Origin of the sequence: Arthrobacter sp. MA-N2 (assembly GCF_000517125.1) — a bacterium.
In the GTDB taxonomy this organism is placed as follows: Bacteria; Actinomycetota; Actinomycetes; order Actinomycetales; family Micrococcaceae; genus Arthrobacter; species Arthrobacter methylotrophus.
The window spans coordinates 39,735-63,287 of the sequence record NZ_AQRI01000026.1 but is presented as its reverse complement, the minus strand read 5'-3'; the positions used below and the strand labels follow the sequence as shown (position 1 = coordinate 63,287).

Sequence of the window (23,553 nt, the reverse complement as noted above, 5' to 3'; positions counted from 1 at the left end):
GCGACTTTCAGATCTGCCGTGGCCGACCACGTTTCGGTCGCAGGTTTATACAGTTCGGTCGTGGCGATGGCGACGCCCCTGTCGAAGCCCCCGGTTACAAGCACCGAGCCCGTGGATAGAAGGGTCGCGCAGTGGCTTGAGCGGGCAACTTTCATACGTGCCACGGTGGACCAGGTTCCGGTCTGTGGGTTGTAAAGCTCGGCTGGGTCCAATCTTTGGGGGTTGGCGTAACCGCCACAGACAAGCACAGTGCCGTCGAGGAGCAGGGTGGCACAGTGGCCGTGGCGGGCAACTGCCATGCTGCCCGTTGCAGTCCACGTTCCAGCCGCTGGGTCATAGAGCTCGCTACTAGCCAAGGGGGCTCCATATTCGGCCAATCCGCCGGCAACCAAGACTTTCCCATTGGGCAGTAGCGTGGCTGTGTGTGAACTTCGGGCAGTCGCCATCTTGGCTGTGTTCTGCCAAAGTCGGGCTGCTGGGTCGAACAATTCGGAACTTGCCATGGGTTCCCACCAGTAAATCGATCCCCCAGCAAACAGGACTGTTCCATTTGGCAGCAGTGTCGCTGTGTGTGAACTTCGGGCAGTCGCCATCTTGGCTGTCTTCTGCCAAAGTCCAGTTGCTGGGTCGAACAACTCGGCACTGCGCAAAGCACCGTCGCGCTCCCCTCCGGCAACGAGTACTGTACCAACGGTCAGGAGCGTGGCCGTGTGCTCTGTTCGGGCTTTAGTCATCGGCTCTGCTGCTGTTACCGCAGGTTCCTTGGTTAGTTCCGGCGGAAAGCGATTCCGAAATCTGGCTGTATGCCACTCTTGATAGTTGTCGTGGAACCCCTTCACGAAGTTCAGGTACGGAGCAGATCCATAGCCGCCCATTCCTTCTACTGAGAACCCCATATCCCACACGTCGTCGTTGTCGAAGATGATCCTCATCGCCATGCGCGGTAGGTCGAAGCCGGCGAAAGGGGCGAGCTCGGCGGCTTCAAGTTCACTCGGGACTATTGTGTATCCCACGCTTCTGATAAGGGAGAAGTCCATGATTCTGTCGCCGGGCAAAGGGTCCCCGCTTGTTGCCAGACTCTGCATCGTAAACACGCCGATTCTGTCTTGCGTGCACGCGACCAGGCCCTCCTGCGGATGCGTGGATTCGCGAGTCTCGAACGTGCAGAGCAGAGAGTACCCTCCTGCCAGCGCCTGAAAACCGCGTCTTATCTTGTCTAAATTTGAGTCAAATTCATTTTCCTGAGAACCGGCATACGACAGCTTGAGAAACGCGGCATCATCGGCGTCTTTGTGGAGTCTCAAGGTCTGCACGATACTCTCGGCCGAGGGGCCTGCTCCCGGGCCGTAGATCTCCTCCGTATCGATGGGCTCGTGCCAGGACCCACGACCGAAGACCGTTTCCCACAGGATGATCCGCTGGCGGTGGGCCTCAGCTCCCATCGGAAGCTGCCCCAAACGCTTCAAAGTCTGATTGATTTCAAACGAAACCTGCTGTCGTTCCATCACAGAGCGCGGAACGCCCTGGGCGCGTTTTTGCTCCTTAATGTAGGCAGTCTGCGCAAGGCAAAACGCCTCATCAGGGGTGAATCCCGCGAGTACCAGCCGCGACATCATTCCATTGACTGCCCCATCCAGCCAAGCCATGGAACGTATCATGTCGCGCGAGCGACGGAACGTCAATGGACCCAGACCTGCTGAATGGCGTTTGATTCCGTGAGGTTTCGTTGAACGGTGGGTAAAAAGTGGAGTGACAGGCCTAGCGATGCAACGTCAGCGAGTACTCCTGGGCTATACGTTGCAGATCAGGATCATCATGCTCGATGGAGTGAGTAGCATAGGTTTCCACTTCAGTGCCATCGAAAATGGCCCAGCACTCGTAATCACCGAGCCTGGACACGTATCTGATCCCTGAATAAAGCGGCTCGCCGTCATCATCGGTCGCGGTATAGATGCGTCGCGCTATTTCTCTTGTAAGCAGACGATCCTTTCCCCTTATGTCATCCACGTCTATGGCATCAATGTCGAACCGTTCCAGGTCCGCACCCATTCGCCGGCTCATCCACGTGCGAGTATCCCGGTGCTCCACATCCACAAAGGGCAGAGGATCTATTAACTGGAGTTCATACTTACGCCTCTGCAGGCGCCAGTCACGGGCAATCGATCCAGCTGGCATATGATGCGGATCGGCCGAGAAGTTAAGACGCAACATCGCTGGACTAGGGCGTAATCTAGCCAGTGTCTCCGCAAAGCACCCCTCCGCATTGCTGGCGGCATAGAGGACACCGCCGCCAGGCACGTCGAACCGGTTGCCAGCTCTTCGACTCTCAGCTTGAAAGGGATCAATCCAAGAGAACCTCTGGTCATTGCCGGTGTATGAAACCCGCCACAGCGGTGCTGCAGGCGGCACGAGACGTGGTTCGACGGACCTGGCCAACTACTAACCGCCCATCAAGAATGCATCGGCGGCGGCAGCAACATCCCGGAACTCGTCCTGGCGCAATGCCTCCACCGGCGACACATCATCGAGCTGCGGGTTCATTCCCATGAACCAGGCTCGGATAGTCGCGGATGCATCCTTGACGGACAGCTTTACGAATATGGCGTATGTCTCGCGCATGCGGCGTTCGACCGCGATGGCCGGCCGCTGGGTCCCTGTTCGCCAGCGGTCTACTGTTTGGGGGCTAACCCCGGCGATTTCCGAGGTCAGAACCTTGCCAAGGTGATCCACGAGAAAGCCAATTATGTCTGGAAGGCTGTTCTCCACGGACTTACGGTGGGCTGTGGTTCGACTCGAAGTCACGATCTGACGATTGGGCGTCATGGCTTTCCCCATCCTTCTATATGCTCCTGCGCTGGTTAAACGCCAAAGGCTCGATATATGTTCCGATAGTGTTCCCGATAGGATGACGATACTGCACCGAGGGCAACTCGCCACGCATCCGAGCTCACGAGATTACCAACGTCACGTCATATTGCTCGCGAGGGACTGGCCGGTTCCCGACTCAGTCGGTAAGGACCGACATTTGCGGCGGCAGCTGATGCAGGTTGCAGTGGGAGAGTGCGGGGGCAATTTAGCACCAACTGGCTCACCTGCCTCTATGAGGGCCCGGTCTGCAGGGCGCAAGGCGGACTTAGCTTCCGTCCTGGCAGGATTCAGCGCCAAAGACTGCGGATTATCTAAAACGAAGGATTGCAAGAACAGCTTGAATCGAGAATCCAGGGGACAAAGGCTCATCGCAGTGGCGCGACGTCCTGCCCCGGAAAATTGGGGCGAGGAAGAAAAAGGAGCAGCCCGGGCCCCGGCTCTCACAAATAGTTCTCAAAACGGTACAGTCGAACTAAGACCCCGAACCGAGTTTTGAGAAGAGAACACCCTATGGCCACACACCGCATCGGCTACGCCCGGGTCTCCACCCGGGACCAGAACCTGGACCTGCAGGTCGAAGCCCTGAATAAGGCCGGATGCGACAAGATCTACAAAGACACCATCAGCGGCACCAAGTCCCAACGCCCCGGCCTCGACCAGGCTCTGGACAACCTGCGCCACGGTGACACCCTGGTGGTGTGGAAGCTGGACCGCCTGGGCCGGAGCGTGAAAGACCTCTTGGACTTCGCTGGCGGACTGAACGACCGCGGCATAGGATTCGTCAGCCTCACCGATGCCATCGACACCACAACGGCCTCCGGACGCTTCTTTTTCAACGTCATGGCATCCCTGGCCCAGATGGAACGGGAACTCATGGTCGAACGCACGCAGGCCGGCCTACAGGCCGCACGTCAACAAGGACGGGTCGGCGGCCGCAAACGCATCATGACAGATGCCAAGATCCGCTCAGCTCGCAAACTCCTCAAACAAGGAACACCGCCGCGGGAGGTCGCCGACACCCTAGGAGTCTCCGTACCCACCCTCTACCGATGGGTCCCGGCAACAGGAGCGACCCAGGCACCAAAGAAGTAGTTCCTGCAGGTTGGTGCAGGCGGCTTCCGAAAAGATGACTGTTGGTGCAGAGGACTATTGAGCAGAATGCAGTTTCGTGCAGGGCACTTCTGACATTTCAATATCCATACTCGTCTGCACAACCCCGGAATTCCGCGGGCGCTTGTGCAGTCGACTTGTGAAAACGACAGCTGCCATTGATCCCTTCCGAGGCCGGATCGGTGTCTCAAAAAGCTTTTGTTTTTCAAGACGCTAGACAGTCGAACTAAGAAATGTGTTTGCTTCCGCGCCTGGTCCTATTCAGCTCCGGCCGACGGCCGTTCACCTGTCTCATAACTAAGGATGAGTACTCAATTTTTGCTGGGAGGTTATGCGACAGAGCGAAGGGTTGTCCGGCTTGCGGCGCCCTACTAGATGACATCGGCAACACTTTGGCTTCGTGGGAATTTTGGCTGCTCCCAGAAGGACCCTGACCGAGATTCCCGGTCAGGGTCCTTTCTGCGGTTGGTGCGGGCTTCTTAGTGGCCGGCACCGAGTTTGCCGGCGAGGCGTTCTCGCATGAGGGTACTGGCGTCGTTGAGGCCGATGATCTTCACGTCTTTGCCGTGGTGGCGGTATTTCTCGGTGATGGCGTCCAGTGCTGCGATGGTGGAGGCATCCCAGAGGTGGGAGGCGTGCATGTCGATAACGACGTGCTCGGGGTCCAGTGCGTATTCGAACTGCGTGTAGAGGTCGTTGGAGGAGGCGAAGAACAGTTCACCGTCCACGACGTAGGTGGCGGTTTCGTGCCCGCCGATGGTCTTGACGCTGCGTTCAACGGTGACGAGGTGTGCCACGCGGCGGGCGAACAGGACCATGGCCACCATGACGCCGACGCCGACGCCGACGGCCAGGTTGTGCGTGGCCACGGTGCCGATGACGGTGGCGATCATGACCGCGGTTTCGCTCTTGGGCATGATCTTCAGGGTCCGGGGATGGATGCTGTGCCAGTCGAAGGTGGCGACGGAGACGAAAATCATGACGGCGACCAGTGCGGCCATGGGGATCAGTGAGACGATGCCGCCCAGGGCTACCACCAGGATCAGCAGGAAGACGCCGGCGAGGAAGGTGGAGATCCGCGTGCGGGCGCCGGAGGCCTTGACGTTGATCATGGTCTGGCCGATCATGGCGCAGCCGCCCATGCCGCCGAAGAATCCGGTGACCACGTTGGCCACGCCCTGGCCCCAGGCTTCGCGGGTCTTGTGGGAGCGGGTGTCCGTGACGTCGTCAACGAGCTTGGCGGTCATGAGGGACTCAAGAAGCCCCACGAAGGCCATGGCCAGGGAGAAGGGGAAGATGATCTGCAGGGTCTCGAGGCTGAACGGCACGTTCGGGACGAACAGGGTCGGCAGTGAATCGGGCAGCTCGCCCTTGTCGCCGACGGTGGGGACCGCGACGGCGGCGAAGACGGTGATCAGGGTCAGGACCACGATGGCAACCAGCGGCGCCGGGACGGCCCTGGTCAGCTTGGGCAGGCCGAAGACAATGACCAGGCCCAGTGCGGTCAGCGGGTAGACCAGCCACGGGACGCCGATCAGCTCCGGGACCTGGGACATGAAGATCAGGATGGCCAGGGCGTTGACGAAGCCAACCATGACCGAGCGGGGGATGAACCGCATGAGTTTGGCTACCCCGGACAGGCCCAGGATGATCTGGAAGATGCCGGCGAGGATGACGGCGGCGACGAAGTAGTCCACGCCGTGGGTCTTCACCAGCGGAGCAATGACCAGGGCGATCGCGCCGGTGGCGGCGGAAATCATGGCGGGGCGGCCGCCGACGAAGGCGATGGTGACGGCCATGGTGAAGGATGCGAAGAGTCCGATCCGCGGGTCCACTCCGGCGATGATCGAGAAGGCAATGGCCTCCGGGATCAGGGCAAGGGCGACCACCAGGCCGGCAAGGACCTCGGTCTTGAGCCGGCGCGGTGACATCAGGGTGCCCCGGACCGATTGGAGCTGTTCAGGGGTGAACGCCGGGGAGTGTTCGGTTTGTGTGGCGGCCATTTCTGGCTCCGTTTCATGCTCAAGAAGACACGCGGAAGCGGCTTCGAATGTTAAGGGGTAACTGGGGGCGCAGCGCAGCGCCGTGAATGCGAAGCCCAGCAACTAGGCTTGGACGTCTACACCCATTTCCCCCAAGTCTACCCTAACGTGGTGGTAGAGTTTAGGGCGGGCAACGCAGGAGGTCTTTCATGACGGAACGGATCAGCAGCCGCACCATGCATATCGGTGAATTGGCTGAAAGGACCGGGCTGTCCTTGAGGACCATCCGCCACTACGACGAGGTGGGACTGCTGCCGGCCACGGGCCGCACGGAAGGCGGGTTCAGGGTGTATGCCGAGAACGACGTCGAACGACTGACGCTGATCAAGCAGATGAAGCCCCTGGGCTTTTCCCTGGAGGAGATGGCGGAAATCCTGGAGCTCCTTTCGGCACTGGAATCCGGAGGTGTTGATGGGGCTGGTCAGGAAAAGCTTGCGGAGTTCATGGGGCGGGCGAAAGACCAGCGCGCGAAGATTGCCCGCAACCTCTCACAGGCTGATGAGTTTATTGAGCGGATGGCTAAGAACTCCTGAGGTCTTAGCTGCCCAGCCACGTGTAACGACTGGTGAGCATGTGGAACAAATCATGTTTTGATGCCTGCTGCTCGCTGGTCACGACCGGGCGGCGCTGCAGGGCCTCGGCGAACATCCCAAGGCGCATGCGGTAGCGTGCTGCGATCTCGGAGGCGGGATACCGGCTCAGGGTATCCATAACCCTCACCATGTCGCGCATCTCCTCAATCCGGAAATCCAGGACGCTCATCGCGCTGAGAATCTCCAGCACCGGGGTCTGTTCCATGCCGAACAGGGGGCCGTGCTCGGGATCGTCTTCGAGGGGCTTGATGATCCCGAGGGTGAGCAGCTGCCGGACGGATTCCTCAGATACGCCCGCGGCCGTTGCCGCACCGCAAAGGTCAAGCAGGTTGTGGTGGGAACCGGCCTCAAAGGGTGTCACTGTCGCTCCTGATCTTATGGGTGCCGTGGCGGGCCGAACTAGGACGATGCCGCCGCCCGGCCGATATTCTCCGCTGGAGGCTGAGCGCCACCTATAACCTACTCTAACGTTAGGGTAGAGTGTACGTGATGCGAGAAAGGCTCAGGAAACAGCGGGAAGGTTGGAATGTCGATGACAGTTATCACGCCTGCGCTGCCCGGCCCTTCCGTTCTTGAAGAGGCGCGCAGGCGCCGTACGTTCGCTGTCATCTCCCACCCTGATGCCGGTAAGTCAACGCTCACGGAGGCGCTGGCGCTGTATGCCAGGGTGATCAAGGACGCCGGTGTCACGCACGGCAAGTCCAGCCGGCACGGAACGGTTTCCGACTGGATGGGCCTGGAGCAGGAGAGGGGCATTTCGATCAGCTCTGCCGCTCTTCAGTTGAACCACGGGGACGCGGTGCTGAATGTTGTGGACACGCCGGGCCACGCGGACTTTTCCGAGGACACCTACCGGGTCCTGGCGGCGGTGGACTTTGCGGTGATGCTGATCGACGCCGCCAAGGGTTTCGAGCCCCAGACCCTCAAGCTCCTGGACGTGTGCCGCCGCCGGGGGCTCCCGATCATCACCGTTATCAACAAGTGGGACCGGCCCGGCCTTGAGGCCCTTAATCTCATTGACGGAATCGCAGAGCAGACAGGAATGAATCCGGTGCCGCTGACCTGGCCGGCGGGCAGAGCCGGCGAGTTCGCGGGGTTGTTCGACCTTTACCGCGGGGAAGCGGTGCAGCTGGAGGCGGTCCGCGGCGGTGCACTGCCCAGCCTGGAGACGACTGTGGCGGGCGGGCCCGCGACGAGGGACGCGCAGTGGCAGGCAGCCTTGGAGGAGGCCGAACTCGTCACCGCCGCCAACGGGAAGTTTGACCCCGCAGCGTTTCAGGTGGCCCGCCAGACCCCGGTGCTCTTCACCGCCGCCGCGAAAAACTTCGGCGTACGACAACTGCTGGATGTGCTCACCGAACTCGGCCCGGCCCCGTCCGCCCGCCGCACGGCCGAAGGCGGCCACCAGCCAGTGGACGCAGGCTTTTCCGGGTTTGTCTTCAAGGTCCAGGCAGGCCAGGACGCCGCCCACCGTGACCATATCGCTTTCCTGCGGGTCTGCTCCGGAGTCTTCGAACGCGGCATGGTCCTGACCAACGCCAGGCTGGGACGGCCGTTCGCCACCAAATACGCTCACAGGGTTATCGGCCGGAGCCGGGAGGTTGTTGATTACGCCTGGCCCGGGGACATCGTTGGGCTCGTCAACGCCGCCCGCCTGCGGGTCGGGGACAGCCTCTACGCCACCGAAACGGTCCGGTTCCCCGAGATCCCGCACTTTGCCCCCGAACTTTTCACGGTCGCCCGCGCCGCGGACCCCGGGCGGTATAAGCAGTTCCGGCGTGGCATCGCCCAGCTCGAACACGAAGGCGTCGTCCAGGTCCTGCGCTCGGACCGGCGCGGGGAACAGGCGCCGGTCCTGGCGGCCGTGGGGGCACTGCAGTTCGAGGTCGCCCAGCACCGCATGGCTGGGGAATTCCACGCCCCGGCAACCTTCGAACCCCTGCCCTACACCCTGGCTATGCACCTGAACAACGCAGGGGAAACCCGTCTTCCCGAGACTTTCCGGGGTGGGGAAATCATGCACCGCTCCGACGGCGAAACCCTGGCGCTCTTCACGGACCGGTACAAGCTCGAGCACTTCCGAGAAGACAACCCTGGAGTGGAAATCAGCGCGATCGGTACCTGAGCGTCCGGCTTCGTGCTCAGCCGGCCATCCGGCCGCTGATCACGGCAATGAACTGGTCCGCCCGTCCCAGGTCCGAGGCGAGGGCTTCCCGCCGTGCCGTCGCCTCCTGCAGCATCGACTCCAGTTCGCCCCGTACTGCCTCCCGGTCATAGTGGCCCCGGGAGGTCAAAACATCGAGCATCTCCGCGATTTCATCGAGACCGAAGCCAAGGGATCTCGCCTGCCGGATCAGCAGCAGGCGTTCATAGTCCTCCTCGGAGTAGACCCGGAACCCGCCCTCGGTCCGGGCGCTGGGGTGCAGCAGGCCCACCGAGTCGTAATGCCTGATGGTCCTTAGTGACAGCGCAGTGCGTTCGGCCAGTTGCCCAATGTGCACAATCTTCCTCCCGGATGGTTACGGCTCCTAATTAGAAGTCTACCATTACGTTAGGGTATGGTTGGTGGTGGGCCGGAAGGTCCCCTTACGTTTACCGGCGCAGCGCGGCGCCTCCCCACACTCGCACCGCCCGGGCATTCGTTTGCCCACAACCCATGAAATGGAGCCCGCATGACTGTTGCCGCCCACGCACCAACCCTGACCCCGGAGCAACGCCAGTCCGTCCTACGAACTCTCCGTTCCCCCCGCCTGCTGCGCACTGAGGTCCTCGCCGGCCTCGTTGTGGCGCTGGCCCTGATTCCCGAGGCCATCGCGTTCTCCCTGATCGCAGGGGTGGACCCGCGCATCGGCTTGTTCGCGTCCTTCACCATGGCCGTCTCCATCGCCTTTGTCGGCGGTCGTCCGGCGATGATTTCAGCCGCGACAGCAGCAACCGCTCTCGTCATCGCCCCCCTGGTGAAAACCCATGGCCTGGACTACTTCATCGCCGCCGTCATCCTGGCCGGCATCTTCCAGATCATCCTGGGGGTGCTGGGGGTCGCGAAGCTCATGCGGTTCATCCCCCGCTCGGTGATGGTCGGCTTCGTCAACGCCCTGGCGATCCTGATCTTCACGTCGCAGCTGCCCGAGCTGATCGGTGTCCCCTGGCTGGTCTACCCGCTCGTCGCGGCCGGTCTGGTGATCATTTTCCTGCTGCCGCGGATCACCAAGGTAGTGCCGGCTCCGCTGGTGGCCATCATTGTCCTGACCGCGGCCGCCGTCGTCTTCGCCATCAATGTCCCCACCGTCGGCGGAAAGGGAGAGCTCCCCGAGAGCCTTCCCTCCCTGTTCTTCCCGAATGTTCCGCTGACCTTCGAGACGTTCCAGATCATTGCCCCGTTCGCGGCCGGCATGGCCGTGGTGGGACTGATGGAATCGCTGATGACGGCCAAACTCGTCGACGACGTCACCGACACGCACTCCTTCAAGACCCGGGAGTCATGGGGCCAGGGCGTCGCCAACGTCATTACCGGCTTCTTTGGCGGTATGGGCGGCTGCGCCATGGTGGGCCAGACAATGATCAACGTCAAGGCCTCCGGCGCCAGGACACGGATCTCGACCTTCCTCGCCGGTGTCTTCGTCCTGGTCCTGGTGGTGGCCCTCGGTGACATCGTGGCGCTGATCCCGATGGCCGCACTGGTCGCCGTGATGATCTTTGTCTCGATCGCCACTTTCGACTGGCACAGCATCCACCCCCGGACCCTGAAACGGATGCCCAAGAGCGAAACCACCGTCATGCTCGCCACCGTGGTCCTCACCGTTGCCACCCACAACCTGGCAATCGGCGTGATCTTCGGGGTGATCGTCGCGATGGTCGCATTCGCCCGCAGGGTGGCGCACTTCATGAGTGTGGAGCGAACCATTGAAGATCACTTCGGGGAAACGTTCGCCAAGTACAAAGTCAGCGGCGAATTGTTCTTTGCCTCCTCCAATGACCTGTACATGCAGTTCGAATATGCCGAGGACCCGGACCGGATCGTCATTGACCTCTATGATTCCCACCTGTGGGATGCTTCCACCATCGCGGCGCTGGATTCCATTGCCGCCAAGTACCACAGCTACGGCAAAGAGGTTGAAGTTGAAGGGCTTAATTCGGCCAGCGCCGCCATCCGCGAACGCCTGGGCGGGATGCTCACCGGCGCCCACTGACGCCACGGCTCCAAACCTGTCCACCGCCGCCCACCCGCACCAGGGAGGCCGGCGGTGAGCGGGTTAAGGTGGTTGAGCTCACGGCAGGGCGTGGCCGGACGGACGTCCTGGGCGGGAACGGTCACTGGGGCCGCCCTGATCACTGCCGCCAGCGCACCGGGCCAAACGGCAGGGCTTTCGCCGTTCACGGATCCACTCATCACCCAGCTCGAGGTCAGCCGGACCGATATTTCCTTCAGCTATCTGGTCGGCACCCTCGCCGGGGCCCTGGCGCTGCCGTTCATCGGCCGGGCACTGGACCGGTGGGGTGCACGGCTGGTCATCACCGCGGCCGCACTGGTTTTTTCCGGGACGCTGCTGGCGATGAGTTTTGTCACCGGGGTCCTGGGACTGACCGCGGGGTTTGTCTTCCTGCGGATGGCCGGGCAGGGAGCGCTGACCCTTGCCGCCACGACCGCTGTGGTGAAGGCGGTCACGAAGCGTCGCGGCCTGGCGGTGGGCATCACCGCGGCCGTTGGATCGGCGGGCATCTCACTGACGCCGGTACTGGTGGAGCGGCTGATCAGCGCAGGCGGCCTGCAGCAGGCGTGGCGGCTGGAAGCGGCAGGCGTGCTGCTGGTCATCCTCCCCATGGTCTTGCTGTTGCCGCGGCACCGCTCCGCCACCCCTGCCCCCGGTCCTCCCGCCCGTGAGGATTCTGCCGCCACAGCCCAGCACGGGGTCGGGGATCCGGGCGGACACGTCCCTGAGCGGCTGTGGAGCGGAAAGCAGGCGGCACGGACCCCAATTTTCTGGGCCATTGCCGCGGCGCTGACGGCAACGGGCATGCTTTCGACGGCGCTGGCATTCCACCAGGTGTCCATCCTGACCGCCCGGGGCCTGACGAGTACCGGGGCCGCGGCGAATTTTATCCCGCAGACGGTGACGGGCATCCTCACGACCATCATCCTGGGTGCGGTGTCACACCGACTGGATCCGCGACTGGCGCTGGCCGGGTCCATGGGTCTTCTCGCGGCCGCCCTGCTGTTCCTGCCGCTTGTCAACGGAACCCTCACCGGCATCTTCTACGGTCTGCTGCTGGGTGCGGCAGGTGGAGCGGTGCGCGCCGTGGAACCCATCGCGTTGGCGAACTACTTTGGAACCGCCAGCATCGGCGGGATCCGGGGTGTGATCACGGCGATCAACGTTGGTTCCACCGCGCTGGGGCCAATCCTGTTTTCGCTGGGACGGGACGTCAGTGGCGGCTATGTATTTCCCGCACTGCTTGCGGCGGTGATTCCCCTGGGGGTTGCCGTCTTCGCGTTGCTTTGCCCGGCCCCCGGCAGTACCGGAGGGGTCCTGCGGCGCAGCACCCGCACGAGTGCCTAGACGGCTGAAGGCCCGGCAGCACTGCTGGACCTGACCTTCAGCCGTGAGACGGGAGCCCTCTAGGCGTCCACGACGATGGCGGTCACCACCGGGGCGCGGTTGTAGAACCGGCGCATCCACTCCGTGGTGGCACGCTCGATCACAGCTTCGGGGTCCTTCACCTGTCCGTGCCCGTTGCGGGATGCATGTGCCTGTCCCACCGCTTTGCCGACGGCGGCAGCGGCCTTGTCCAGGTCCGCATCGGTGCAGGCGAACCCCCGGGTGAAGAATTCCGCCGGTTCGGCCAGTTCCCCGGTGTCCGCGTCGAGGATGGCCAGCACGGTCACGGACCCTTCTTCGGCCAGCTGGCGGCGCTCACGCAGGGTGTCTTCGGTGGTGCCGCCGACGTTCTCGCCGTCGACGAAAACCAGGCCGGCTGTGACTCGCCCGGAGATCGTTGCCCGCCCCTTGTGCAGGTCCACCGTGACGCCGTCTTCCGCCAGGACGATCCGCGCCGGATCGATGCCGGTGCTTTCGGCCACGCCGGCGTTGGCCACCAGGTGCCGCCATTCCCCGTGCACGGGCATGACATTGCGGGGCTTGACGAGGTTGTAGCAGTAGGCAAGTTCACCGGCGCTGGCGTGTCCGGAGACGTGGACCTTGGCATTGCCCTTGTGGACCACATTCGCGCCGAGCTGGGTGAGGGCGTTGATGACCCCGTAGATGGCGTTCTCGTTGCCGGGGATCAGGGAGCTGGCCAGCAGGACAGTGTCGCCTGCGGCGATGCTGATGGCATGGTCCTTGTTCGCCATCCGGGACAGCGCGGCCAGAGGTTCGCCCTGAGAGCCGGTGCAGATCAGGACCACGTTGGGGTCATCGCTTTTCTGCAGCCGACGGAAATCCACCAGCGTATTGCGCGGGATCGTGAGGTAGCCCAGGTTCTGGGCGATGGTCATGTTCCGGACCATCGACCGGCCCACGAAGGCGACCTTGCGTTTGTGCCGGTGCGCGGCGTCGATGACCTGCTGGATCCGGTGGACATGGCTGGCGAAACTGGACACAATGATCCGCCGCGGCGCGGTCCGGAACACGGTATCGATGGCCGGGGCCAGATCCTTCTCAGAGGTGGTGAATCCCGGCACGTCGGCGTTGGTCGAGTCGACCAGGAACAAATCAACACCCTCGGTGCCCAGCCGGGCGAACCCGGCCAGGTCGGTGATCCGACGGTCCAGCGGGAACTGGTCCATCTTGAAATCCCCGGTATGCAGCACCAGCCCAGCCCCTGTCCGCACGGCAATCGCCAGCCCGTCAGGGATCGAATGGTTCACAGCAAGGAACTCCAGATCGAACGGACCCAGGGGCAGGTGTGTCCCCTCCGCCACCACCACCGTTTTCGGGGTGATCCGGTGTTCCTTGAGCTTGGCCTCGATGAACGCGACCGTCAGCTTGGACCCGACCACAGGAATGTCGGGCCGTTCCCGCAGCAGGTACGGGACGCCGCCGATGTGATCCTCATGCCCGTGCGTGAGCACCACGGCCACCACATCATCGAGCCGGTCCCGGATGGCCGTAAAGTCCGGCAGAATGAGGTTCACCCCGGGCTGGTGGTCCTCGGGGAACAGCACCCCGCAGTCGATGATAAGCAGCTTGCCTCCGTATTCGAAGACGGTCATGTTCCTGCCGATCTCCCCGATTCCTCCCAGCGCGACGACGCGCAGTGCGCCGTGGGCGAGCTTGGGAGGCGTCTTGTGTTCGATGTGGGCATGGTTCATGGTGTGCTGTTTTCCTTTGACTGGACGGCGGGGTGCTGGTGCCCGCACTGCGCGGGAGGCAGTGCCTAGCGGCGTGGCGGTTCGGTGGTGATGTAGGACCCGCCCTGTCCTGAGGCGCACTGGCAGTTGATGTCCACTTCGAAATGTACCGTCACTTCATCCAGATGGGCGGTGTTTTCCACCGTGACGGTCTTACGGATGGTCTGGGATGCAGACATGATGCTCCTTCTTTTTGTGGTGCGTGGTGGTTTCCCGCGCAGGTATAGCTCAAAACGTGGTGATGGCGCGGGCCGCGTACAGGGCAGCGCCGACTGCTGCGGCATCAGGTCCCAGCGCGTTCAGGCTGACCACGGCGGCGTCCCCGATGCCGGGCCCCGCTTCCTTGACCAGGCTGCGGCGGAACGGATCCAGCAGCAGCGCCCCCAGGGCACCCAATGGGCCGCTGAGAACAATGTGCCGGGGATTGATAATGTTCGCGGCCCCGGCCGCTGCACGGCCCAGCGCCTCGGCGGCCGCCTCGGCAATCCGCAGCGCAGCCGGATCCCCGGCCACCGCGAATGCAGCGAATTCCCGGAACGTGACAGGTGCGTGGGCCGTCGCGTAAGCGGCCAGCACTGCCGGGACGGAAGCGATAGTGTCCAGGCACCCTCTGTTGCCGCAGCGGCAGGGAAGCCCCTGATCACTGACTCTGATGTGACCGATCTGGCCCGCCAGCCCGGCGTGGCCGGTGTACGGCTGACCGCCAAGGACGATTCCAGCAGTGACCTCGGAACCGGCACTCAGGAACAGCACGGCCCCATCCGTGGCCTGCAGGTGCCGCGAATGAGCAAAAGCTGCCATCGCGGGGGCCGCAGCGACGGTCACCGGGACTCCCAGAGCCTCCTGAATGACCGCCTGGATGGCCCCACCGGAGCAGCCGCGGAAGGCAATGCCGCCGGTCACCGGCCCGGCACCCGGAACCGGGGGTCGCGGAAGGGCCACACTGGCAGCGCCCAGACTGCCCTCTTCCGCCCCAACCTCGGCCAGGAGAATCCGCAAGGAATCTGCAACGGCTTCCGACAAGCCGGCACCGGTCTGCAGACCTGAAGCCGGGACGCTTGCCCGGGCCACAATTTGCCCGCCGGGCCGGAGGAGCACGGCATGCAGGAGGCCGCTCGAGACTTCAAAACCCGCCGCCAACGGCCTCCCCTCCTGCAACTGCACCAACACCGCCCGCCGGCCGTGACTGACGGTGTAATCGGTGCGGACCCGGCCCTCGCGCCTGAGCCTACTCACAACGTTCGACACCGTGGCCGCGGAAAGCCCGGTGGAGCGGGCAAGTGCCGCCTGCGTCGCCGGCCCGGCAGCCAGCAGGCCAGCCAGAACAATCTCCCGGTTCCGCAAGGCCAGCGCCTGCTGCGAACCCGGAGCCGCCCCGCCCGGGCCCAAGGTCGGGGACGGCGCCGCAACGGACCCCGGTGGCTGGGAAGCCTGGACCGGACGGTCGCTGATGCTGAGGGAAGCCACGTAACATCTCCTGGCCAATAAGGCGGAAAGAATAACGGTCAAGAACCGCCATAAACCAACTCTACCCTGACGTTAGGTTAGAGTCATAATCGCAGCCACCATCACATCAGTACTCTACTCTTACGTTATGGTAGATATGAGGCCGGTTCCTACCGGGAATGTTCCCGACCGGCCGCCTTCAAAGAGCTGCACCAACCTACGCCTTCAAGAAACGGGGAGTGACCATGCACGAGTGTTCGGTTCGCGGCTGCACAGCACCAGCGGATGATGTTTTCCATGTTGAGGGCCCGGATGAACAGGCCCTGGCGGTTTGCGGTGCCCATAAAGACGCCATGGAAGGCGGTGAGGACTGGGTCCTGACGCATCCGGACGGAGCCGGGCCCGGTGGGGCCGACGTCCTGGTCTCACGGGACGTCCCGTGGCGGGTCCTGGCCGCCAGTGCCAAGAAAGCGGAAGGAAACAAAACCGGACTGATTCTGCACCTGACCCTCAGCCATGCCGGACAGTCCAGGGAACTGCAGCTGCTGGTGCCCTGGGATGAAGCCGAGGTCCTGAGGGGAATACTGGATTCTTGACTCCCAGACCTGTCAGACGGGTGCATCCGGCACGGCGGCCCCCGCAAACCGATAACCAACAGACAGCGCAGCGCCCAGCCGTGCCGGAGCCTGAACTCTTGATTGTCACCGGCATGTCCGGGGCAGGACGCAGCAGTGCGGCCAATGCCCTCGAGGACCACGGCTGGCGTGTCATTGACAACCTTCCCCCGGTGCTGCTGGGGGCTCTGACCGAACTGCTGACCGGGACGCCCGGGCAGCCCTGGAAACTCGCCGTCGTTATGGACATCCGCGGCGGCGGCTTCTTCAACGACCTGCGTCAGACCCTCCGCACCACCCTGCCAACTGACCTTCCCTATCGGATACTCTTTCTGGACGCCAGTGACGCCGTGCTGGTCAGCAGGTTCGAAAAAGAACGCCGGCCCCACCCGCTGCAGACAAACGGGAGAACACTGGAAGGAATCAGCGCCGAGCGGGAAGCGCTTCGGGCCGTCAAAAGCGCCGCGGATATTGTCCTGGACACCACCGAAATGAACGTCCACGCCCTCTCCACGGCCATCACGAAAATGTTTTCCACCACCGGAACGATCGTGGTCCGGGTGGACGTCATGAGCTTCGGCTTCAAGCATGGGCTGCCGCTGGATGCCAACCACGTCGCCGACGTACGGTTCCTCCCGAACCCTCACTGGATACCGGCACTCCAGCGATTGTCCGGCCTGGAGCCGCAGGTCCGGGAGTACGTCCTCGAAGCCGAGGGGGCCAAGGACTTCCTTGACCGATACGTCCAGGCCCTCGTCCCCGTCATCAACGGGTACCGCCGCGAAAACAAACACTTCGTCAACATCGCAGTTGGCTGTACCGGAGGTAAACACCGCTCCGTTGTCATTGCCGAGGCGCTCACGGCGCGACTCGCCCAATTTCCCAACCTCACTGCCAACACTCACCACCGCGACGTGGGACGCGAATAGCGACGAGAGCGCCCATCCAAGCCAATCCAGCAGGAATGCGTGCTGGTCCAATCATCCAGCGCAGACGCCCTCTGAACTGACATCGCGTCGACGGCCTTCCGATCCAGCTCCAGTGCCTCGAAACCTCCCCGCCTCAAAACGCTGGAGATTCAAGACAGCCGGAGTGCAGCGGCGCGACAAAGAGCGATCATAAAGCGCCGCCATTTACCGGCAAACTCCACAGATACCACCACACCGATGGGTAAGGCGTTCTATGGCATCGTGGCCGTGTTCGCGCAGTTGCGCATCGACACCATTAGGGAGAACACCATGGCCGGCCTCGCGCATGCCCGGTCCCAGGGCCGCGTTGGCGGACGCCCTACGGTCATGACACCGGAACGGCTACAAGCCGCTCTCTTGCTCCATCAGCAAGGGAAGAACAAGACACAGATCGGAAAGGCCCTAGGCGTGAGCCGCATGGCCGTAGCGCGGGCGCTTGAACGTAGCGGGACCTGACAGTCAGCCCTACTTGCTCAGCGTCGCTGGATATCCTCATCCCACTCGCCGCCGCCCAAAGTATTGTACAAATCCTCAAAGAAGTCCTCCCACACGGAGAGAAGTTCCTTGACGGTGAAAACCATCGGCTCAGTGCGATGTGATTCCGGGGCTGAGCTGCGCATTGAGGCAATCAGACTTTCAAGATGACGTGAGCATACGCCGCATACTTTGACTGATGGTTTATCGGCATCCTCTACTTGACCGAGGCCTAAGCCTTTGTCAGCGATGCCCACAACAAAACGCTGCGGAGTGCGGGAGCATCCGACGAACATTCCACCCACGAGTTCCCCCACGCAGGCAACCGCGTCTTTGCTGGAAGGCTTTGTCGGGATCATCTAGGCACCTATCTCTCGTCGCACACAATCCGCGTCAGGCGACTGGCGGCCACGCGGAGATTTATGGCCAACGCTACGCGACGTTACCCGCGGTTGTTCGGAAGACTCAGTGAGGGAGATAGCGGCCGTGCCATTCGCCGGCAACGGGCCGACGGACATCCTTGGCCGCTACCCAGCAGGTGTACTGGCTGCCGCCGTCATCGGTCCATGCCACATCCACATCGTCCTTCGTCCAGTGTGTCGCGTACCCGTGGATTTCGAGCGTGTCGCCGTTGACCAAGGGAACCAGGGCGATCACCTGGGGTTCCTCGCCATAGGTGAATCTGCGTATGGTCTGGCCGGTGAACTCGGGTCGCCTGTCGGCGTGCTCGTACACGGTGCCGTTCATTTCGAAGATCCTCCGTGGCTCGAACATGCTCGTCATGCTGCTCTACCTCTCGGATCCGGAGTGGTCTGTGCCTTCACGGTGGCGCGCCGTTTCAGGACTGCATCAGTCGGCTTAGGCACGTCGTGTATGCGGTCATGGTTTCTTCGAAGGTGAGTAGTCGCAGCCCGCCGTACACGGCGGCCTCGGCCCGTCCATCCTCGGTGTCCTCCACCTCGCACAGGAGAGGTTCGCAGCTGCTTCCGTTCGCTGTCAGGGTTGCGATACCCCACGGGTGTTCCGGGGCCGTCACGGTGATGCCGGCAGCGTCAAAGGTGTCCCGAAGGACGTAGGTGGTTACAGTCCGCCACGACTGCACGAACGGCGGCCGCAGCTGCTCGATGAGCTCGTCGTCTTTGCCGTGGTAGGCGCTGGTCAAGTCCATCGCCAGGGCATCCCATTCGCGTGCATCACGGACCATCAGGTGGCCGGTGCGAATCTGGGCTATTGCCGCGTTGAACGTCGTGGTCAAGTCCCCAAACTTCCTGTCGTTTCTGGTGAAGCGCTTGTCTTGCCATTGCTTGGATCACGCGGGCCTACGGCACCAAGTGGTGATTGTCGCCGTCAGCCATTGTGGTAATCACCGCCCCCAGCCCGAGCAGGAGCCCCCTGCGCGCCTTAGAACCTGCCCAAGGGCTTACGGTGCCATCGCTCCGGAACGCGACCCCGCACACCGAATGTGTGTCGTCCCGGCTGAAAAAAAACCCAGCCACCACGACCAGGGGAGACGGCCGCCCGATGGCTTGGACCATGGGAAACTCTCCCGTGACCGGCCGGTACTCTACGGAGGCTGTGCACGGCCACCGCTCGCCCCGGTGGACGTGGGGACGGCTGGTGACGTGGTGGTTGTGTGCAGGCGGTCAGTTTGGGTCCGGTCGTCCCCATGTGTGCGGGAAAAGCCCGAAGGAGATAGCTTTTGCCGTGCCCATGGGGGCGAGGGGTTACTCACCGTCGCTGGTTGCGCCAATCATTTCTTTCTCGCGTGAAGCGTCGTCATTCGCTTTCGACTGGCGGGCGGCCTTGGTGCCACGTGGACGGCCGCCGGCCTTCTTGGTCGGGGCGTCCAGGCCGAAGCCGCGCAGATCGGATTCGGTCCAGTCCGCGCGCAGGGCGGCCTGGTAGTCCTTGGCGTACTTCTGCTCTGCGGCCGCTAGCAGCTGGGCGGCTTCTGCGAGTTCGACGCCGCTGGCAGCTGCCGTCTTCACCGCGTTCACTTTCGCGTCCCGTGCAGCGTCAATTTTTGCGGCCGCTCTTGCGGCTATGTCGTTGATATCCATACCTCAAGCCTAACCGTTCGTCCCGGCCGTGCCGGGAGGTTTTTGCGGGAATGCACACAATCGTGCGAATACCGATGAAGCCATCGCAGCGGAGCAAGCTGGGTACTTATCTACGATAAGTCCGCTTCAACCTCGCTTTCGCGCTCGGTTGGTGGCAAACTGGTGTTTGCGTCCCCCAGGTCTGGGGGTCGCTGCGCTGGGCTTTTCAGTGACCGTGAGGAGGGAACGTGCCGGATCGTCGTCGTCGTGCGAATGTGAAGGGCGGGCGTCCTCATTCGTGGCAGGTGACCGCTTCCGATGAAGAAGCAGCTGCTTTGGTTGTCCGGGCTGAGCAGGCCCGTAAGACGGTGCCGGCCTTGCTCTTTGACGCTGCGATGGCCCAGGGCATGGCGGAACAGTTTGTGCTTGACGTTGAGGTTCGTGAGGAGCTGACCGCGATCCGGAACATGATGCGGGCGCTGGGTAACAACATGAACCAGCTGGCGAAGCACGCGAACGCGACGGGGGAGTTTCCGGCAGAAGCGACTGCCGCTATCAAAGCCGTGCAGCGCACCGCCGCCCGCATCAATGACACACTCTTGGATCTAGGTCAGCGATGATTCCCAACGTCAGCACCGGCAGCCGCATGTTCGGCCTCATCCAATACCTTGCCGGACCCGGACGGGCCAACGAACACACCAACATGCATGTGGTCTGCGCGTCGGAACAGATCGTATCCGTGCTGGACCGGCAGGAACTCGATACCGAAAACACTCGTGCCTTGGGACACGAAATGAACTTCCCCAAGAAGGCATTCCGGGTCTCCGATGACGACCGCGATCACGTGCTGCATGTTTCGTTGTCGCTGGACCCGGACCAGCTGGGGGAGTCGGGCCAGCGTGACGATGAGTTTTGGGAAACCGTGTCGCGGAAGTTCGTCTCCGAAATGGGTTTGGACGGCGCGGACGGGAAAGCCGGGTGCCGATGGGTTTCCATCCGCCACGGGCTGAGCAAGAACGGCAACGACCACGTTCACCTGGCTATGTCCATGATCCGCGAGGACGGCACATGGTGGAGCGATTACAAGAGTAAGTTCAAATCCCAGAAGGCCGCCCGCGTGATCGAGAAGGACCTCGGCCTGCGCGTGCTCGGGCAGGGGCTTAAGACGAAGGGAACCAAGCCGGGAGAGCTGGAATCACTGGCCCGCCGACGTGCCGAAGCAGCGTACGGGCGCGAAGCTAAGAACAACCAGTCCATGGTGCCCTGGGCAATGCTGGACAAGACCGCCCGTGATCACCTGATCGGGGTGCAGCGGACCATCGAGCAACCGCGCGTGGAGCTTGCCCGGCGGTTGCGCGGAGCAGGCGCTGGAGCACGTTCGGAAGCTGAGTATGTGCAGCGGCTCCGAGGCTCGGGCCTGTTGGTTCGGCCCTACTTCGCCAAGGGCAGCACCACGACAGTTGCCGGATATTCGGTAGCGTTCCGGCCGCAATCGGGGGAGCGTCCTATCTGGTACGGCGGCGGAACCCTGGCCAAGGATTTGGCGTTGCCAGCGCTGCGCGGACAGTGGCCCGAAGCTGACCCCGCGGCCGCCGTCCCGGAATGGAAAGCCGCAGGTAAGAACAAGGCATTCGCTACCGCCGTCCCCGCAGGTTCGGACGTGGTGTCCGCCGAGGTTGTGAACGGCTTCTTCCGGGAGATGAAAGACGCTGCCGCGCTATTCCGCGACGTGCAGGGAACCGATCCGGCACGGTTCGCGCAGATCGCCCGGCAGGGTGCAGGAGTGCTCTCGGCGTGGAGTGTCGCAGCCGGGGCAGAGGGAGACGCAGCGGCCAAGGACCTCGCGGCCGCCGCCGATCTTTTCGCCAGGCACGCGCAGCTGGCCGAAGAACCTAAACGAGCCGTGCTGCCCACCCGCGAGATTATTGCCGGGATCGCAACGCACCAGGCCATCAGCCTGTCCAGACGGGCCGGGGCGTCGGCCGTTCTGGCCGCATGGAGTGATTTCGGGACCCAGTTGGGGAAGGCGTTCAAGGCCCATGACTACGGGCACACATCCGACCGGCTGGCCCGTGAGGTTCGGCAGAACCTGACGGCCGTGCAGCGGGCTTACCTGTCGGTGGACGGCAACCCGATACGGCCCCACTTCGGTGGCACCGCGCCCATGAAGGGCACTGCGGATGCAGCGGTGGCCGTACTTGACCGGCCCGTAGTGGCCGCACCCGGTGAAGCACCGGAGCCGGTTCAAAAGCCACGACCGCGCCTCGAGGTACTGGAGGAGCAGTTGCGGGCGGCCGGCCTGCCTGAGCAGGCAATCCGGGCACGGCTCCAGGCAGAGAAGATCATGCCGACAGGTCCGCGCCCCGCCCAGGGGAAGGCCGCGGTGCCCAAGGCGTCCAGGGCACCGACACAGGGACCAGACCAGAAAGTACAACAGAGCAGGGATCAACAGAAAGGTGGGGGATGACGTTGAGCGAGACTGACGGCGTTGATGGGTTTGTTGAAGAGAGTTTCCAGCATGCGTTGGCGATGGCCGCGCAGATTGGTTCCAGTGCGGCCCGGACGTGGCAGCAGCATGCCGAACGGGCGCGGGCCGATAACAGCCGGCGCGGTGCGATGGACCGGCTGGCGTTCGATTCGGAGAAGCTGGCGGCCGCGACTGCGCTGGCCCCGACTGCCAGGAACCAGTGGTGGGAATCGGCCGGGCAGGCAGACATTGTGGATGCCTACCGGATTGCCACGGCGTGGAAGGACCACGACCCGGTGGCCGCGTCGGCTGAGCAGAATATCCGGACCCAGCTGCAGGAACGTTTCGGGTTCGACATTACCGATGTCGTGCGGGATCAGCAGCGCATCGACGCAGCCCACGCGCCGGAGGCTTCGGTGGAGGCGTGGATGAATCTGGGTCCGGGGGAGCGGTCCACGGTTCAGGCACCGGAAGCCGTCGAGGCTGCCGCCCAGCGGTGGGCCATCATGCAGCAGAGCCCCGATTACCAGGACCACGTGTTGGGGCAAGTTCAGGCCAACAATCCGCAGGCCAAGGACCAGCTGGTGAAGGACTGGCTGGCGGCCGGCTCACCGGAGGTCCGGCCGTTCGATCCGGAGTTCCTTGCAGCGCAGAAGCGGTTCGATGACCGGGAGCCTGCCCGCGCGGAGACGCGTGAACTGGAGGCAGAGCAGCGCCGGCAGGAGTTCCTTGCCCGGCAGGGACGGACCCCCGAGCAGGCGCTTAGCCAGGTCAATACGGCTGGTTCCACCGAGGCCAGGAAAGACGCCGAGGGGTATAAGGCTGTTGCTGCGGCCGAGTTCGCCCGTGCTGATCAGGCGAAGGACGAAGCCGCACGCGAGGAACACAGCGGGCCGTCCCACGCGGAGGAGGAGTGGTACCGGGACGAGTTTCTTGCCCGCCATCCCGAAGCCCTCGACGCTGAGGTCAAAGCGGACAGGGCGGCCCACCAGGGGGCCAGCCACGAACGTGCGGGCAACGTAGCGGAGGACCGCGCGGCGGCCGCCTACGGGACTGCTGAGCACCGTGCAGCGCTGGAACAGCAGCTCGTGACAGCCGGGGTGCCCGCCGAGGCTGTAAAGGCACGCATGCAGGGCGAGAAAATCCAGAAGTACCCGATCACCCACGCGGCCGCCGGCAAGGGCGCGAAGGCCGGTAGAACCCGTGGAGCGAACGCCAGTCAGGCACAGGCGCAGAGCAAGAACCGTACGCGCGGCCGCTGACTCCCGGCACCGCTTAGAGTAGCCCCGTACACCGTTGGTGTGCGGGGCTACTCTTTGGCCAAACTCTACCTATGCCTGGGCGTGCGTGGGGATGCTGGGCGAGAGTTCTGACTGCTCACCGCCGTGACTATGTCGGGAAGCCGGGCGGCTTTCCCCTAGGACGGGGATCAATCTGCAACACTCTTCTCGCCTCCCTAACGTCGCCCGCTCCGTATTGTCGGGCTGACGTTGTTAGGAGCGGAACGTGTCGTATCCTCCGATTTCCCGGCCCGGTCTTGGGGCGGGATTGCTCACTGTTAGGACGAAAATAACAGCGCATGCT

At 63.1% G+C, this 23,553-nt stretch carries 24 protein-coding genes; 11 read left to right on the top strand and 13 right to left on the bottom strand.

Annotated features, from left to right (window positions below; translation table 11 throughout):
• The 3 genes from A3M3_RS26790 to A3M3_RS0100340 form a co-directional block, all read right to left on the bottom strand.
• The coding region (locus A3M3_RS26790) for a Kelch repeat-containing protein (protein ID WP_028264631.1) at window positions 1–1,646 on the bottom strand (1,646 nt) is incomplete at its 3' end.
• A 112-nt stretch (window positions 1,647–1,758) separates the two neighbouring features.
• The gene (locus A3M3_RS27185) at window positions 1,759–2,409 is read right to left on the bottom strand and encodes an RES family NAD+ phosphorylase (RefSeq protein ID WP_197023087.1); all 651 of its coding nucleotides are present in this window, start codon (window positions 2,407–2,409) and stop codon (window positions 1,759–1,761) included.
• 30 nt (window positions 2,410–2,439) lie between these two features.
• Complete coding sequence (locus tag A3M3_RS0100340; RefSeq protein WP_028264629.1) at window positions 2,440–2,823, bottom strand: hypothetical protein; 384 nt, start codon at window positions 2,821–2,823, stop codon at window positions 2,440–2,442.
• A gap of 555 nt (window positions 2,824–3,378) precedes the next feature.
• On the opposite strand from A3M3_RS0100340, the gene A3M3_RS0100335 reads away from it, so the two are divergent.
• Window positions 3,379–3,960 (top strand): recombinase family protein, encoded by a 582-nt coding sequence (locus tag A3M3_RS0100335; RefSeq protein ID WP_028264628.1) that lies wholly within the window; start codon window positions 3,379–3,381, stop codon window positions 3,958–3,960.
• 497 nt (window positions 3,961–4,457) lie between these two features.
• Here the strand turns inward: A3M3_RS0100335 and A3M3_RS0100330 are convergent, their stop codons facing one another.
• Window positions 4,458–5,981: a SulP family inorganic anion transporter gene (locus tag A3M3_RS0100330; protein WP_028264627.1), complete on the bottom strand. Its 1,524-nt coding sequence runs from the start codon at window positions 5,979–5,981 to the stop codon at window positions 4,458–4,460.
• 188 nt (window positions 5,982–6,169) lie between these two features.
• On the opposite strand from A3M3_RS0100330, the gene A3M3_RS0100325 reads away from it, so the two are divergent.
• Window positions 6,170–6,553, top strand: a complete 384-nt coding sequence (locus A3M3_RS0100325) for a MerR family transcriptional regulator (protein ID WP_028264626.1) — start codon at window positions 6,170–6,172, stop codon at window positions 6,551–6,553.
• A 4-nt stretch (window positions 6,554–6,557) separates the two neighbouring features.
• On the opposite strand, the gene A3M3_RS0100320 is transcribed toward A3M3_RS0100325, so the two are convergent.
• A complete protein-coding gene (locus A3M3_RS0100320; protein ID WP_028264625.1) occupies window positions 6,558–6,974 on the bottom strand; it encodes a hypothetical protein in 417 nt (138 codons plus the stop codon).
• A 165-nt stretch (window positions 6,975–7,139) separates the two neighbouring features.
• Between A3M3_RS0100320 and A3M3_RS0100315 the strand changes: the two genes are divergently transcribed.
• Window positions 7,140–8,738, top strand: coding sequence for a peptide chain release factor 3 (locus tag A3M3_RS0100315; protein ID WP_028264624.1), 1,599 nt, complete (start codon window positions 7,140–7,142; stop codon window positions 8,736–8,738).
• 16 nt (window positions 8,739–8,754) lie between these two features.
• Here the strand turns inward: A3M3_RS0100315 and A3M3_RS0100310 are convergent, their stop codons facing one another.
• Window positions 8,755–9,114, bottom strand: coding sequence for a MerR family transcriptional regulator (locus A3M3_RS0100310; protein WP_331280350.1), 360 nt, complete (start codon window positions 9,112–9,114; stop codon window positions 8,755–8,757).
• A gap of 171 nt (window positions 9,115–9,285) precedes the next feature.
• Between A3M3_RS0100310 and A3M3_RS0100305 the strand changes: the two genes are divergently transcribed.
• Entirely contained in the window at window positions 9,286–10,803 is a 1,518-nt protein-coding gene (locus A3M3_RS0100305; RefSeq protein WP_028264622.1) for a SulP family inorganic anion transporter, read from the top strand.
• Window positions 10,804–10,875: 72 nt separating this feature from the next.
• Entirely contained in the window at window positions 10,876–12,171 is a 1,296-nt protein-coding gene (locus A3M3_RS0100300) for an MFS transporter (RefSeq protein WP_231497152.1), read from the top strand.
• 59 nt (window positions 12,172–12,230) lie between these two features.
• Here the strand turns inward: A3M3_RS0100300 and A3M3_RS0100295 are convergent, their stop codons facing one another.
• From A3M3_RS0100295 to A3M3_RS0100285, 3 genes are all read right to left on the bottom strand, one after another.
• Window positions 12,231–13,922: a ribonuclease J gene (locus tag A3M3_RS0100295; protein ID WP_028264620.1), complete on the bottom strand. Its 1,692-nt coding sequence runs from the start codon at window positions 13,920–13,922 to the stop codon at window positions 12,231–12,233.
• 65 nt (window positions 13,923–13,987) lie between these two features.
• The gene (locus tag A3M3_RS27790) at window positions 13,988–14,140 is read right to left on the bottom strand and encodes a hypothetical protein (protein WP_155854252.1); all 153 of its coding nucleotides are present in this window, start codon (window positions 14,138–14,140) and stop codon (window positions 13,988–13,990) included.
• Between the two features lie 49 nt (window positions 14,141–14,189).
• Window positions 14,190–15,428: an ROK family transcriptional regulator gene (locus tag A3M3_RS0100285; RefSeq protein ID WP_028264619.1), complete on the bottom strand. Its 1,239-nt coding sequence runs from the start codon at window positions 15,426–15,428 to the stop codon at window positions 14,190–14,192.
• Between the two features lie 218 nt (window positions 15,429–15,646).
• Between A3M3_RS0100285 and A3M3_RS0100280 the strand changes: the two genes are divergently transcribed.
• The 3 genes from A3M3_RS0100280 (at window position 15,647) to A3M3_RS29415 (ending at window position 17,445) form a co-directional block, all read left to right on the top strand.
• Window positions 15,647–16,003 carry a hypothetical protein gene (locus A3M3_RS0100280; protein WP_155854251.1) on the top strand — a complete coding sequence of 119 codons (357 nt, stop codon included), beginning with the start codon at window positions 15,647–15,649 and terminating at the stop codon, window positions 16,001–16,003.
• Window positions 16,004–16,083: 80 nt separating this feature from the next.
• The gene (gene rapZ, locus A3M3_RS0100275) at window positions 16,084–16,950 is read left to right on the top strand and encodes an RNase adapter RapZ (RefSeq protein WP_028264617.1); all 867 of its coding nucleotides are present in this window, start codon (window positions 16,084–16,086) and stop codon (window positions 16,948–16,950) included.
• 237 nt (window positions 16,951–17,187) lie between these two features.
• Window positions 17,188–17,445 carry a recombinase family protein gene (locus tag A3M3_RS29415; protein ID WP_231497151.1) on the top strand — a complete coding sequence of 86 codons (258 nt, stop codon included), beginning with the start codon at window positions 17,188–17,190 and terminating at the stop codon, window positions 17,443–17,445.
• 17 nt (window positions 17,446–17,462) lie between these two features.
• On the opposite strand, the gene A3M3_RS27785 is transcribed toward A3M3_RS29415, so the two are convergent.
• The 4 genes from A3M3_RS27785 to A3M3_RS0100245 form a co-directional block, all read right to left on the bottom strand.
• Window positions 17,463–17,822: a hypothetical protein gene (locus tag A3M3_RS27785; protein WP_155854250.1), complete on the bottom strand. Its 360-nt coding sequence runs from the start codon at window positions 17,820–17,822 to the stop codon at window positions 17,463–17,465.
• Between the two features lie 106 nt (window positions 17,823–17,928).
• Window positions 17,929–18,246, bottom strand: a complete 318-nt coding sequence (locus tag A3M3_RS0100260; protein WP_028264616.1) for a hypothetical protein — start codon at window positions 18,244–18,246, stop codon at window positions 17,929–17,931.
• 55 nt (window positions 18,247–18,301) lie between these two features.
• Window positions 18,302–18,718, bottom strand: coding sequence for a hypothetical protein (locus tag A3M3_RS23375; protein ID WP_035741096.1), 417 nt, complete (start codon window positions 18,716–18,718; stop codon window positions 18,302–18,304).
• Between the two features lie 469 nt (window positions 18,719–19,187).
• Window positions 19,188–19,523, bottom strand: a complete 336-nt coding sequence (locus A3M3_RS0100245) for a hypothetical protein (RefSeq protein WP_028264614.1) — start codon at window positions 19,521–19,523, stop codon at window positions 19,188–19,190.
• A gap of 227 nt (window positions 19,524–19,750) precedes the next feature.
• On the opposite strand from A3M3_RS0100245, the gene A3M3_RS0100240 reads away from it, so the two are divergent.
• The 3 genes from A3M3_RS0100240 to A3M3_RS0100230 are packed head-to-tail and all read left to right on the top strand — an operon-like array spanning window position 19,751 to window position 23,231.
• A complete protein-coding gene (locus A3M3_RS0100240; protein WP_028264613.1) occupies window positions 19,751–20,122 on the top strand; it encodes a plasmid mobilization protein in 372 nt (123 codons plus the stop codon).
• The gene (locus tag A3M3_RS0100235) at window positions 20,119–21,969 is read left to right on the top strand and encodes a relaxase/mobilization nuclease domain-containing protein (protein WP_028264612.1); all 1,851 of its coding nucleotides are present in this window, start codon (window positions 20,119–20,121) and stop codon (window positions 21,967–21,969) included. Before A3M3_RS0100240 ends, A3M3_RS0100235 begins: the two co-directional genes overlap by 4 nt.
• Window positions 21,966–23,231 (top strand): hypothetical protein, encoded by a 1,266-nt coding sequence (locus tag A3M3_RS0100230; RefSeq protein WP_028264611.1) that lies wholly within the window; start codon window positions 21,966–21,968, stop codon window positions 23,229–23,231. The genes A3M3_RS0100235 and A3M3_RS0100230 overlap by 4 nt, the downstream gene beginning before the upstream one ends.
• The last annotated feature ends 322 nt before the right edge of the window (window positions 23,232–23,553 follow it).